The organism is Streptacidiphilus sp. MAP12-16 (assembly GCF_041262165.1).
In the GTDB taxonomy this organism is placed as follows: Bacteria; Actinomycetota; Actinomycetes; order Streptomycetales; family Streptomycetaceae; genus Streptacidiphilus.
In genome coordinates, this window is sequence record NZ_JBGCBY010000040.1 from 40,309 (window position 1) to 52,780 (window position 12,472).

Annotated in this window: 13 protein-coding genes; 7 read left to right on the forward strand and 6 right to left on the reverse strand. The window is 73.2% G+C overall.

Annotated features, from left to right (window positions below; all coding sequences use genetic code 11):
- Positions 1 to 423 precede the first annotated feature (423 nt).
- Complete coding sequence (locus ABIA33_RS34905; protein ID WP_370087598.1) at positions 424 to 1,689, forward strand: CaiB/BaiF CoA transferase family protein; 1,266 nt, start codon at positions 424 to 426, stop codon at positions 1,687 to 1,689.
- Positions 1,686 to 2,864 carry an acyl-CoA dehydrogenase family protein gene (locus ABIA33_RS34910; RefSeq protein ID WP_370087600.1) on the forward strand — a complete coding sequence of 393 codons (1,179 nt, stop codon included), beginning with the start codon at positions 1,686 to 1,688 and terminating at the stop codon, positions 2,862 to 2,864. Before ABIA33_RS34905 ends, ABIA33_RS34910 begins: the two co-directional genes overlap by 4 nt.
- A gap of 34 nt (positions 2,865 to 2,898) precedes the next feature.
- On the opposite strand, the gene ABIA33_RS34915 is transcribed toward ABIA33_RS34910, so the two are convergent.
- Positions 2,899 to 3,942: a zinc-dependent alcohol dehydrogenase family protein gene (locus tag ABIA33_RS34915; protein ID WP_370087602.1), complete on the reverse strand. Its 1,044-nt coding sequence runs from the start codon at positions 3,940 to 3,942 to the stop codon at positions 2,899 to 2,901.
- A gap of 200 nt (positions 3,943 to 4,142) precedes the next feature.
- Here ABIA33_RS34915 and ABIA33_RS34920 point away from each other — a divergent pair, with 200 nt between their 5' ends.
- The 5 genes from ABIA33_RS34920 (at position 4,143) to ABIA33_RS34940 (ending at position 10,100) form a co-directional block, all read left to right on the forward strand.
- Positions 4,143 to 5,438, forward strand: a complete 1,296-nt coding sequence (locus tag ABIA33_RS34920) for a serpin family protein (protein ID WP_370087604.1) — start codon at positions 4,143 to 4,145, stop codon at positions 5,436 to 5,438.
- A gap of 102 nt (positions 5,439 to 5,540) precedes the next feature.
- On the forward strand, positions 5,541 to 6,536 hold the full coding sequence (locus ABIA33_RS34925; protein WP_370087606.1) for a DEDDh family exonuclease: 996 nt from the start codon (positions 5,541 to 5,543) through the stop codon (positions 6,534 to 6,536).
- Between the two features lie 78 nt (positions 6,537 to 6,614).
- Complete coding sequence (locus ABIA33_RS34930) at positions 6,615 to 7,472, forward strand: SURF1 family protein (protein WP_370087608.1); 858 nt, start codon at positions 6,615 to 6,617, stop codon at positions 7,470 to 7,472.
- An 80-nt stretch (positions 7,473 to 7,552) separates the two neighbouring features.
- Positions 7,553 to 9,334 (forward strand): glycoside hydrolase family 15 protein, encoded by a 1,782-nt coding sequence (locus ABIA33_RS34935; protein WP_370087610.1) that lies wholly within the window; start codon positions 7,553 to 7,555, stop codon positions 9,332 to 9,334.
- A 4-nt stretch (positions 9,335 to 9,338) separates the two neighbouring features.
- Positions 9,339 to 10,100 (forward strand): SDR family oxidoreductase, encoded by a 762-nt coding sequence (locus tag ABIA33_RS34940; RefSeq protein WP_370087612.1) that lies wholly within the window; start codon positions 9,339 to 9,341, stop codon positions 10,098 to 10,100.
- Positions 10,101 to 10,167: 67 nt separating this feature from the next.
- Here ABIA33_RS34940 and ABIA33_RS34945 read toward each other — a convergent pair whose 3' ends face one another.
- From ABIA33_RS34945 to ABIA33_RS34965, 5 genes are read right to left on the reverse strand one after another with little or no spacing between them, the layout of a single operon-like run.
- On the reverse strand, positions 10,168 to 10,770 hold the full coding sequence (locus ABIA33_RS34945; RefSeq protein WP_370087614.1) for an alkaline shock response membrane anchor protein AmaP: 603 nt from the start codon (positions 10,768 to 10,770) through the stop codon (positions 10,168 to 10,170).
- Positions 10,767 to 11,405 (reverse strand): DUF6286 domain-containing protein, encoded by a 639-nt coding sequence (locus ABIA33_RS34950; protein ID WP_370087616.1) that lies wholly within the window; start codon positions 11,403 to 11,405, stop codon positions 10,767 to 10,769. Before ABIA33_RS34950 ends, ABIA33_RS34945 begins: the two co-directional genes overlap by 4 nt.
- Positions 11,402 to 11,749, reverse strand: a complete 348-nt coding sequence (locus ABIA33_RS34955; RefSeq protein ID WP_370087618.1) for a hypothetical protein — start codon at positions 11,747 to 11,749, stop codon at positions 11,402 to 11,404. Before ABIA33_RS34955 ends, ABIA33_RS34950 begins: the two co-directional genes overlap by 4 nt.
- Positions 11,749 to 11,940, reverse strand: coding sequence for a hypothetical protein (locus ABIA33_RS34960; protein ID WP_370087620.1), 192 nt, complete (start codon positions 11,938 to 11,940; stop codon positions 11,749 to 11,751). Before ABIA33_RS34960 ends, ABIA33_RS34955 begins: the two co-directional genes overlap by 1 nt.
- On the reverse strand, positions 11,937 to 12,398 hold the full coding sequence (locus tag ABIA33_RS34965) for an Asp23/Gls24 family envelope stress response protein (protein ID WP_370087622.1): 462 nt from the start codon (positions 12,396 to 12,398) through the stop codon (positions 11,937 to 11,939). The genes ABIA33_RS34960 and ABIA33_RS34965 overlap by 4 nt, the downstream gene beginning before the upstream one ends.
- Positions 12,399 to 12,472 lie beyond the last annotated feature (74 nt).

A 12,472-nucleotide genomic window follows, 5' to 3' on the forward strand; every position in this document is an offset into this window, starting at 1 on the left:
CGACGGGCGTGGAGTTTTGTCGACGAAGTTCTGTAGCGATTGGCGATCCAGACCGCTACCCGGCGCGGGTGCGGTCGTTGTACGGGTGGAACCCCTTCGAGTGCGCACCGTCCTTGTCGGACACCTGCGGAGGCTTGTCATGCCCACACGCAACCCATTTTCAGAGCTCGAGCCGCGGAGACGCCCGTTCGGCGCGGTACGGCTGGCGCAACCGGTACCGCCTGCACCGGCACCGGAGGTGGCCCACCCGCTGCCGTCCCGGCAGCTGGGCCCCTCCGTCCCGCTGCCCGTCCTCAGCATCAAGACCCTGCGCCGCCTGCCATAGCCGAGACGTCCGGTCCAGGTGGCGGAACTCACCGGCACGGCCTATTCCACGGGTCGTGGCGATCTTGGAATCATGGACACCCCCAAGGGAGGTGAACCGTGCCCGACTCCGCCGCGCCCCGCCGAGCCGCCGCGCCGCTGGACGGCATCCTGGTCGCCGACTTCAGCCGGGTGCTCGCCGGGCCGCTCGCCACCGCCACCCTGGCCGACCTCGGCGCGACCGTCGTCAAGGTCGAGCGTCCGGGCAGCGGCGACGACACCCGCGCCTGGGGCCCGCCCTTCGTGGACGGCACCGCCGCCTACTTCGACGCCGCCAACCGCAGCAAGCAGGGCCTCACCCTCGACCTGGCCGACCCCGCCGACGCGGGCGCGGCCCGCGAACTGGCCCGCCGCGCCGACATCCTGGTCGAGAACTTCCGCCCCGGCTCCCTCGCCCGCTACGGTCTGGACGCCGCCTCGACCCTCGCCGCGAACCCCGGCCTGGTCTACTGCTCGATCAGCGGCTTCGGCAGCGGCAGCGACCTTCCCGGCTACGACTTCGTGGTACAGGCCGTCGGCGGGCTGATGAGCATCACCGGGGAGCCGGACGGCGAGCCGCACAAGGTCGGCGTCGCGCTGGTGGACGTGCTCACCGCGAAGGACGCGGTCACCGCGATCCTGGCCGCGCTGCGGCACCGGGACCGTACCGGCGAGGGACAGCTGGTCGAGGTCAACCTGCTCTCCAGCCTGCTCGGTTCGCTCGCCAACCAGGCCGCCGGCTACCTCGCCACCGGCCTCGCCCCGAGGGCTATGGGCAACCAGCACCCCAGCATCGCCCCGTACGAGACGCTGCATTGCGGGCCGAGCGGGGCGGGCGGGCCGAGCGGGTCGAACGGGCCGCGCGAACTCCTGGCCGTGGCCTGCGGCAACGACGGACAGTTCCGCGCCCTGGCCAAAGCCGTCGCCGTCCCCCGGCTCGCCGAGGACCCGCGCTTCGCGACGAACGCCGAGCGGGTCCGCAACCGCCCCGCGCTCGTCGCCGCCCTGGAGTCCGCGCTCGCCGCCCACCCCGCCGCCCACTGGCAGCGGCGGCTCACCGAGGCCGGCGTCCCCTGCGGCCCGGTGAACGATCTCGCCGGGGCCTTCGCCCTCGCGGACGAGCTGGGCCTGCACCCCGTCGTCGAGGTCGGCCCGGGCCGTGTCCCGCAGGTCCGCAGCCCGCTGCGGCTGTCCGCGACGCCCGTCCGTCCGCCCGTCGCACCGCCCCGGCTGGGGCAGCACGACGAGGCCCTGCGCGCCTGGCTGATGTCCGACCCGGACGTTTCTCCTCTCGCCGACTCCGTTCCCGACCCGCCCTCTCCGCACCGACCCGAGGTTCCGCGATGACAAAGACCACGCTCGACCCCCGCGACCCGCTCGGCTTCGACGAGCTCTTCGACGCCGAGGACCTGGCCGTCCGCGACACCGTCCGGGCCTGGTGCAACGACCGGGTGATGCCGCACATCGCCGACTGGTACGAGCGCGGCGAGCTGCCCGAGGTCCGCGAGCTGGCCCGCGAGCTGGGTGCCATCGGCGCGCTCGGCATGCACCTCGAGGGCTACGGCTGCGCCGGCGCCAGTGCGGTCCAGTACGGCCTGGCCTGCCTGGAGTTGGAAGCCGCGGACTCCGGGCTGCGGTCCCTGGTCTCGGTCCAGGGCTCGCTGGCGATGTACGCGATCCACCGCTGGGGCTCCGAGGAGCACCGCCTGCGGTGGCTGCCCGGAATGGCGGCTGGGGAGATCATCGGCTGCTTCGGTCTGACCGAGCCCGACCACGGCTCCGACCCGGCGTCCATGCGTACCCACGCCAAGCGCGAGGGCTCGGACTGGGTGCTGAACGGGCGCAAGATGTGGATCACCAACGGCTCCGTCGCCGGGGTCGCCGTGGTCTGGGCGCAGACCGACGAGGGCATCCGCGGCTTCGTCGTCCCGACCGACGCCCCGGGTTTCTCCGCCCCGGAGATCAAGCACAAGGCCTCGCTGCGCGCCTCGGTGACCAGCGAGCTCGTGCTCGACAACGTGCGGCTTCCGGCTGAGGCCGCGCTCCCCGAGGTCCGCGGCCTCAAGGGCCCGCTGAGCTGCCTCAACCAGGCCCGCTACGGCATTGTCTGGGGCGCGCTGGGCGCGGCCCGCAGCTGCCTGGAGGCCGCCCGCGAGTACAGCATCACCCGCGAGCAGTTCGGCCGGCCCATCGGCGGCTTCCAGCTCACCCAGGCCAAGCTCGCCGACATGTCCCTGGAGCTCAACAAGGGCCTGCTGCTGGCCCTGCACCTGGGCCGCCGGATGGACGCGGGGACGCTGCGCCCCGAGCAGGTCAGCTACGGCAAGCTCAACAACGTGCGCGAGGCCATCGAGATCGCCCGCACCGCCCGGACCATCCTCGGCGCCAACGGCATCAGCTTCGAGTACCCGGTGATGCGCCACGCCGCCAACCTGGAGAGCGTGCTGACCTACGAGGGCACGGTGGAGATGCACCAACTGGTCATCGGCCAGGCCCTGACCGGCCAGTCCGCCTTCCGTTGACGGACCGACCGGCCAGGGACGCGGGGGCACCCTCCTAGAAGGTGATCTTCACCTTGAGGGCGGTGCGCTCGTCCATCGAGCGGTAGCCTCCCGGCACGCCGTCCAGGTCCACCGTCGCGTCGAAGACCGGCGACGGGTCGATCCGTCCGGAGAGGACGTCGGCGAGCAGTTCCGGGATGTAGGCGCGGGCCGGTGCGACGCCGCCGCGCAGCGCGACATTGCGGTCAAACATCTGGCCGATGTCCACGCCCGCGCTGCCGCCGTGCGGCACTCCGACATAGCCCACCGCGCCGCCGTCGCGGGTGATCGAGATGGCGGTGCGCATCGACTCCTCGGTGCCCACCGCCTCCAGGACCGCATGGGCGCCGACGCCGCCGGTCAGCGCCTTCACCGCGGCCACGGCCTCCTCGCCGCGGGCCGCGACGACGTCCGTCGCGCCGAACTTCTGCGCGATGGCGGTACGGGCCTCGTGCCGGCCCAGCGCGATGATGCGCTCCGCGCCCAGGCGCTGCGCCGCCAGCACGCCGCACAGACCCACCGCGCCGTCGCCGACCACGGCGACGGTCGAACCGGGACGCACTCCCGCGGCGAGCGCCGCGTGGTGGCCGGTCGCCATCACGTCGGAGAGCGCCAGCAGGGCCGTGAGCAGGCGCTCGTCCGAGGCGGCGTCCTTGGGGAGCTGCACCAGGGTGCCGTCGGCGAAGGGGATCCGAACGGCCTCGCCCTGACCGCCGTCGGAGCCGGGGCTGCCCCAGAAGCCGCCGTGCGGGCAGGAGGTCTGCAGGCCCTCGACGCAGAACTCGCACACGCCGTCGGACCAGACGAAGGGGGCCACGACGAGGTCTCCCGGCTTGAAGCCGCGGACCTCGGAGCCCACGGACTCCACCACGCCGAGGAACTCGTGGCCGATCCGCTGCCCGACCTCACGCGCGGCCACACCGCGGTAGGCCCACAGGTCGCTGCCGCAGATGCAGGCCAGAACATTGCGGACCACTGCGTCGGTGGGCTTGCGTATCGACGGGTCCGGGACCTCCTCGATACGGATGTCGTTGGGGCCGTGGATGACGGTGGCGCGCATGGACTCTCATCTCTTGGAACGGTCTTGGAACGCTCTTGGAACGAAGCTGCAGGGGTGACGACGGTTCCCCGACCCACGATATTCCGGCGGGGTGGTTCCGGCGTCCCGGCCCGACGCGGCCCACACCGGGCGCGGTAGCGCTGGAACCGGCGACGGAGGTGTCGCGTCCCAGGGTCGTGACCAAGCCGAGGAAGGGCCGCGTGCGCGGCAGGATCGCCGTCGGACTGGCAGCGGCCGGTGTGCTGGTGGGCGCCGCCGTCTACGCGTCGCCGCTCGGAGCCGAGCCGGCGGCCGACACCACACTCATCCGGTTGACCGCGCCGGCCGCGCCACCGCCGGTCACCGCCGTCGAGCGCATGGACGCCGCCCGCTCCAGCACGGTGCTCGGCCTGGACCTGCTGCACTCGCTGGCGGCCCCCGGGGCGGGCGGGGCCCCGGGGAACCTGACGCTGTCGCCGTCCAGCCTGGCGACGGCGCTGGCGATGCTGCTGCCGGGGACGCGCGGGGCGACCCGGACCGAGATCACCCGGATGCTCCACACCACCCTCACGCCGGAGCAGTACGCCCAGGCGGTGGGCGCGCTCGACCGGGCCGAGCAGGCAGCGTCGAAGGCCGACCACACGACCCTGGAGCAGGCGGACACCCTCTGGGTGCAGCAGGGCTACCGGATCCAGCAGCCCTACCTGGGGACGCTGGCGTCCGCGTTCGACACGGGGGTGCGAACGACGGACTTCGGCAGGGACCCGGACGGAGCGCGCCGGGCCGTCAACCAGCTGGTGGACCAGCAGACCCACGGTGCGGTCAAGGAGTTGCTGGGGCAGGGATCGGTTGACGGCCTCACCCGCCTCGTCCTCACCGACGCGCTGTATCTGCACGCGGCCTGGGCGGAACCGTTCGCGAAGCCCGAGACCGCCCCGGCGCCGTTCCACCTGCAGAGCGGGCGCACCGTCACGGCCCAGCTGATGCACCGTACGCAGCCGGTGCCGTACGCGGCCGTGCCGGGCTGGCAGGCGGTCGAGCTCCCGTACCAGGGCGGGCATCTGGCGATGGATCTGCTGCTCCCCGATTCGGGTGACTTCTCGGGACGCAGCGCGGCGCTGACCGCCCCGGTGCTGGACGGGCTGCTCGGCGGCCTGCAGCGCACCCGTCTCGACCTCTCGGTGCCGCGCTTCGGCTTCGACTACGGCGGGCGGCTGGACTCGGTTCTGCAGGGCATGGGGATGCGCACGGCGTTCACGAACGCGGCGGACCTCGGCGGCATCCCGGCGAACGGCGAGGCACTGCACCTGGCCGAGGTGGCGCAGCGGACCCGGGTCGCGGTGACCGAGGACGGGACGACGGCGGCAGCGGCCACGGGCATCGTGGGCGAGGCCACGAGCGCGCAGGCGGCTCCCGGCCGGAGCCTGAGCTTCGACCGCCCCTTCCTCTTTCTGATCAGGGACGTCACCGACGGCCGGACGCTGTTCCTGGGTCAGGTGACCGACCCGGGCGCCTGAACGCGGGTCAGTCCTGGTGCCTGCGGGCGAGGTCCGCCATCCGAGGTCCGGCGGCTGAGGTCCGGTAAAAGGTGTCAGAGGCGGCCCGTATTCTGAGCGACCATGGAAACGACCAGGCTGGAGACGACGGATGAGCACCGCACCGGTTACCCCTACCCCGAGGGTGGCTGGGCCGTGGTGGACGTCGAGACGACCGGCCTGGGCCGCACCGACCGGATCGTGTCGGTGGGCGTCTACCGGCTCGATCCGCGGGGCGAGGTGCTCGACCACTGGTACACGCCGGTCAATCCCGGCCGCGATCCCGGCCCGGTCTGGATCCACGGGCTGACCAGCGAGCACCTGGAGGGTGCCCCTACCTTCCCGGAGATCGCCGAGACGCTCGCGGAGCAGCTCGACGGCCGGGTGCTGGTCGCGCACAACGCGCTCTTCGACTGGTCGATGATCTCGCGCGAGTACGCCCGGATGGGTGGCCGCGCGCCGGTCGAGCAGCGGCTGTGCACCATCGTGCTCGCGCGGGACCTGCGGCTGCCGCTGGCCAACCACCGGCTGGGGACGTTGGCGGGACACTTCGGGGTGATCCCCCGTCAGGCGCACCACGCGCTGGACGACGCCCGGGTGCTGGCGGAGGTGTTCCGGCCCAGCCTGCGGCTGGCGGCCGAGGCCGGGCTGCGGCTGCCGCTGCACACCTGCGTGCCGCTGGCGGACCTGGGCGACGACGCCGCCTCGGGCACCGCCTCCGCCTCCGCCCGGGGCGGGGCCACGCGCGGCGCCGGCTGGAGCTCGTACCGTTCGGCGCGGCGGCGGCCCGCCTGCCCCTTTCCGAACCCCGGGCGGTACGACCCGGAGCGGCCGCTGGTGCAGGGGATGCGGGTGGCGATCAGCGGCGACACCGCGACGGACCGTGAGGTGCTGGAGGACCGGCTGACCGAGGCGGGCCTGCATGTCGCGAGCTCGGTGAGCAGCCGCACCAGCCTGCTGGTCACCAACGAGCCGGGCGGCTGGACGACGAAGGCCCGGCGAGCGCGGGAGGTCGGCACCCCGGTCGTGGACGAGGCCGCCTTCCTGCAGCTGCTGCAGCGGGTCGTGCCGCAGCAGTAGACGGCGGCGCCGCGCGGTCCGACCGTGCCCGGGGTACCCGGCGACGGGCCCCGCAACGGGCGGAGGTACCGTCATGAGGTGTTCCGCATCCTGCTGACCCGGCGCTGGGTGATCCTGACTCTGGTGTTCCTGCTGCTGATCCCGGCCATGTACTGGCTGGGCGTGTGGCAGTTCCACCGCTACCAGCAGACCAACCGCAGCAACCAGGTGATCTCCCAGAACCTGGCCGCCAGGCCGACGCCGATGGAGTCGCTGACCCGGCCCGGCGTGAGCGTGCCGGCGGGCGAGACGTACCGCACGGTCACCGCGACCGGACACTACGACCAGGCGCACGAGTTCGTGGTGCGGCACCGTACCGACGCCGCGGGCGACAGCATCGGCTTCTACGTCATCACCCCGCTGGTCACCGCCGACGGCAAGGCGGTCCTGGTGAACCGGGGCTGGGTGCAGCCGGGCAACAACAGCGGCGCCGAGTACCCGACGGTGCCGGGCGCGCCCGGTGGCACGGTGACGGTGAGCGGGCGGCTGCGCCCGGACGAGACCTCGGCCGCGACCGGCATCCGCGACGTCCAGGGGCTGCCCGCCCGGCAGTACATGCTGATCGACAGCGCGGAGCAGGCGAAGCGGCTGCCCGAACCGGTCCTGGCCGGCTACCTGGAACTGACCGGGACCAGCCCCGCGCCGCCGGCGGCGGACTCTGCGGAGCTGGTGCCGGGGCCGAACGCGTCCAGCAACAGCCAGGCGGTCGTCGGCAAGGGCGTGCACCTGCCGTACGCGATCCAGTGGTGGCTGTTCGCCGTGATGATCCCGATCGGGTGGTGGGTGCTGCTGCGCCGCGACCTGCGGGACCGCCGCCGCGCGGAGGCTGCGGCGAAGTCCACTGAGTACGCACCGACACCGCCTGTTGCCGCGACTACGGGGGTCGGCGGGGAGTAGCGTCGCGGCGAGGTTCCGTCCGGGGAGATCCACAGGGCGGGTGCTCGGACTGGCCATCTGGAAAACGAAGGGGACCGCACGTGCCGGGACGCATCGAGGACTACGCGCTCATCGGAGACCTGCAGACCGCGGCCCTGGTGGGCCGGGACGGCTCCGTCGACTGGCTCTGCCTCCCCCGCTTCGACTCCCCCTCCTGCTTCGCCGCGTTGCTCGGCGGCGACGAGCAGGGGCACTGGCGGATCGCGCCGGTCGGCGCCGTGGAGTGCACCAGCCGCGCGTACCGAGGCGACAGCCTGGTCCTGGAGACGCTCTGGGAGACCCCGACCGGGACGGTCAAGGTGATCGACTTCATGCCGCAGCGGGACCGCACTCCGGATCTGATGCGCATCGTCGAGGGCGTGTCGGGGACCGTGGAGATGCGCGGCGAGCTGCGGCTGCGCTTCGACTACGGGCGGGTGGTGCCGTGGGTGCGGCGCACCGACCACCACCGGGTCGCGGTGGCCGGCCCCGACTCGGTGTGGCTGCGCGGCCACCCGTCGATCCGCGCCTACGGCAAGGACTTCGCGACCGTGTCGGAGTTCACGGTCAGCGCCGGGGACCGGGTGCCGATAGTGATGAGCTGGCTGCCCTCGCACCATTCCACGCCGCCGCGCCAGGACGCGGAGAGGTCGCTCCTGGAGACCCTGCTGGCCTGGCAGGAGTGGGCCTCGGTGTGCCAGTACCAAGGCCGGTACCGGGACGCGGTGGTCCGCTCGCTGGTCATCCTCAAGGCGCTGACCTTCGATCCGACCGGAGGCATCGTCGCCGCTGTCACCGCCGCCCTGCCCGAGCAGATCGGCGGGGAGCGCAACTGGGACTACCGCTTCTGCTGGCTGCGCGACTCCACCATGACCCTGTCCGCGCTGCTGCGCAGCGGCTATGTCGAGGAGGCCTCTGCCTGGCGCGAGTGGCTGCTGCGCGCCATCGCCGGCGACCCGGCCGACCTGCAGACGATGTACGGGGTCGCCGGCGAGCGCCGGCTCACCGAGATCGTCGCCGACTGGCTCCCCGGCTACGAGGGCTCGGTACCGGTGCGCTTCGGCAACGCCGCCGTGGACCAGTTGCAACTGGACGTGTACGGCGAGGTGATCGACACGCTGCACCTGGCACTCACCGCGGGCATTCCGATGGAGCGTCACGTCTGGGGGTTGATCAGGGCACTGATGACGTTCCTTGACGCCCACTGGGGCGACCCGGACGAGGGGCTGTGGGAGGTGCGCGGCGGGCGCCGCCACTTCGTCCACTCCAAGGTGATGTGCTGGGTGGCCTTCGACCGGGCCGTGAAGATGGCGGAGGCCACCGGGCTGCCCGCGCCGGTGGAGCACTGGCGCACAGTACGCGACACCATCCACGCGGACGTCTGCGCGAAGGGCTACGATCCGGCGCTCGGCTCGTTCACGCAGTACTACGGCGGCAAGGAACTCGACGCGGCGACGCTGTTCGTGGTCAAGACGGGCTTCCTGCCACCTGACGACCCGCGCGTCATCGGCACCGTCGAAGCAGTCAGGGACCAGTTGGACCACGGCGGGTTCGTCCGGCGCTACTCGACCGGCGCGGTCGAGGACTCCGCGATCGACGGACTGGCCGGGGAGGAGGGGGCCTTCCTGGCCTGCTCGTTCTGGCTCGCCGACGCCCTGGTCGCCATCGGCCGCCGCGAGGAGGGCCGGGAGCTGTTCGAGCGGGTCGCCGCAATCTCCAACGACCTCGGCCTGATCTCCGAGGAGTGGGACCCGGTGGCCGCGCGCCAGCTGGGCAACACCCCGCAGGCCTTCACCCACGTCGCCCTGGTCAACACCGCCTTCACCCTCGACGAGGAGCACTGACACCGTGGATCTGGGACTGGACGGGCGGGTCTACGCCGTCACCGCCGCGACCCGCGGCCTGGGCTTCGCCAGTGCCGCCGAGCTTGTCGCCGACGGCGCGAAGGTCGTGCTGACCGGCCGGTCGCAGGCTTCGGTCGACGACGCGGTCAAGCGCCTCGGCGGTCCCGATCGGGCGCTCGGCGTCGTCGCCGACAACGCAGCCGTGGACACCGGCGACCGGCTGGTCGCGGCGGCGAGGGAGCACTTCGGACGGGTCGACGGCGTGCTGATCAGCGTCGGCGGACCGCCCGCGGGGACGAGCCTGGAGGCGACCGACGAGCAGTGGCAGGACGCCTTCGGCTCGGTGTTCCTGGGCGCGATCCGCATCGCCCGGACCTTCGCCGCAGCGCTCGGCGAGGGCGGCGCCATCGGCTTCGTGCTGTCGGGCTCGGTGCGCGAACCGATCGGTGGCCTCGCCATCTCCAACGGCCTGCGGCCGGGACTGGCGATGGCTGCCAAGACTCTCGCCAACGAGCTCGGGCCGCGCGGGATCCGAGTCTTCGGGCTGCTCCCCGCCCGGATCGACACGGAGCGGGTGCAGCACCTGGACGGGCTCTCGGACGATCCGGAGGCGGCCCGCGCGCGGGCGAGCGCGACGATCCCGCTGCGGCGCTACGGGCGCCCCGAGGAGTTCGGCAGGGTCGCCGCCTTCCTGCTGTCGCCCGGGGCCTCGTACCTCACCGGGGTGATGGTGCCGGTGGACGGCGGGGCGCTGCACGGGATCTGACGCACGGTCGGCCCGGCGCGGGCCCCGCCTGCGGTGACGGCCGTCGGCACCCGGCCAGGCCACCCGGCTAGCGCACCCGGCTGACCGGGCCCGGTTCGACGCGGACCCGGGCGTCGGCGAGCAGCCTGGCGAGCCCGGTCGCGGCGCGGGCATCGGCGAGCGGTCCGTCGGAGAGGTCGCGGAGCACCGGACCGGGAGCCGCGCCGGGTGCGAGGGTCAGCGCCACCCGGGCGTGCGGGCGGCGGGGACCGCCGAGCAGGCGCACCCGGGCCCGGGCAACGCCCGGAAGGCGCCCGGCCTCGTCCGCGACAGCCTTGGCCAGCGTGCCGCCGCGGAGCAGCACCGGTACGTCCGCCGTGTCCGGGAGGGTGACCTCACCGGTCCTGCCCCGGCTGAGTTGCGCGAGCAGCCACCACAGGGACAGCAACGTGGTCGCGGTGAGCGCGGCGAAGACGGTCGGCCACCACCACGGGCTGCCGCGCCAGCGGGTGCGCTCGGCGGCGGTCAGCACGGCGTGGTGCGGATGGGTCACGGTCCAGTCGGCGGGCAGGCCGAGGTGCCAGCGGTGGTTCAGGTCGAGACCGCCGGCCAGCAGCAGCGCACCGCCGGCGAGCAGCACCAGCCCGACGAGCGCGAGCAGCGTGCGGTTGATCGCGGTCCGCGCCGTCACCTGGACCTGCCTCGGATCTTCACGTTGATCATGGGAGGTCGGACCAGTCCCAGCGCCTTGCGTTCCCTCGCCAGCAGCTCGGTCAGCAGCGCACGGACCTCCTCGCGGTCGCCGAATCCGACGACGGCCTGGACCTTCGCCTTACGGCGGCCGACCGTGGCCCTGGCGTCGTGGACGCCCGGCACCTCTATGGCGGCGCGCTGCAGCATCGCGGCCGCGGCGCGGCGTTCCAATGCCGCGCGGACGCCGGTGGTCCCGACGGCGGCCAGCGGCAGCAGGCGGCGCAGACCGGGCGTCGCGGCGAGGACCAGCAGCCAGAGTCCCAGAGCGCAGGCGACGGCAGACGCGGCGATCACCCAGTGGTCGTCGAGATGACGGTGCGCCAGGTCGTCGGCGACGCGCAGGCGCCAGGCGTGGGCTCGGTGGCCCGACTGGATGTAGATCTCCTCGTAGAGGAGCGCCCCCGCCGCGCCGCCGAGCACCAGGGCCGCCAGGGCCGCCACGTTGCGCCGGGCGGACCAGAAGCGGCGCGCGCGCAGCGTGCCGACGCCGTCGTGCTGCGCCGCTGGGTCCGTGGCGGTGCCAGTTCCGGCGAGGGCGTCGGCGGGGGTTTCGGCGGGGGTGCCTGCGGTCATTGCACTCGTCCGCTCGCGGCCCGGGTGACCAGGCGTTCGACCACCAGGGTGATCCTCGCGTCGTCCGCCCCGGCGAGCCGGGTCACCCGCTCGGCGACCTGCTGGTGGACTGCGCGGGCCACCGTCGCGATGTCGACCGGGTAGGGCAGATCGAGCCCCACCCTGATGCTGACGCCGCGTCGGCCCTGGTCGGCCGAGGCGCGGGGCGCGGCCAACCGACCCGGGTCGGGCGCGTGCTCGGCAAGGGCCTCGGTGGCGGCGCGGGCGGCGATGCGGGCCAGCACCCGGTCGGCGAGGCGGGTGCTGCCCCGCTCCGCCGGAGCGGGGAGGGTGCCGTAGACCATCAGCCCCGCCGGTCCCTGGGCTTGGCGGACCGGATGAAGTCGCCGAACTCCAGGTCTCCCTCCAGCACCCGACCGATCACGAAGCCGACCGCGCCCAGGGCAGCGACCAGCAGGAACGCGGCGAAACCGCCGAAGTAACCGGCAAAGCCGAGGGCCATGCCGATCACCAGGCCCAGTACGGCTGTGCTCACTGGACCCTGCTCTCGGTCGGGGTCTCCTCATCCGGTTCGTCGGGCAGGTGCACGTCGTTGACGGCGATGTTGACCTCGACCACCTGAAGGCCCGTCATCCGCTCCACCGAGCTGATGACGTTGGCGCGCACCGCTGAGGCGAGAGCCGCGATCGGCATGCCGTACTCGACCACCAGGTCGATGTCGAGGGCGGCCTGCTTCTCCCCGACCTCGGCCTTGACGCCTCTGCTGACGCTGGGCTTGTTGCCAGGGACACGCTCGCGGACGGCGCCGAAGCCGCGGGCCCCACTCCCGAGGGAGTGCACGCCCTCGACGTCACGAGCTGCCATCCCGGCGATCTTCTCGACCACCCCCACCGCGATGGAGGTACGGCCGCGCTCGCCGCTGGGCGGCAGGGAGACGGACTCCCCGGGACCGGGTTTGGGGCCGGGGGTGGCGGACTTGGAGATCTCGGTCATCTGGGCTCCCTGGTCGGGCGCTCCGGATTGTCACGGGCTCCGGAGCCAGCAGTGGTATTTCTGCATATACCGGG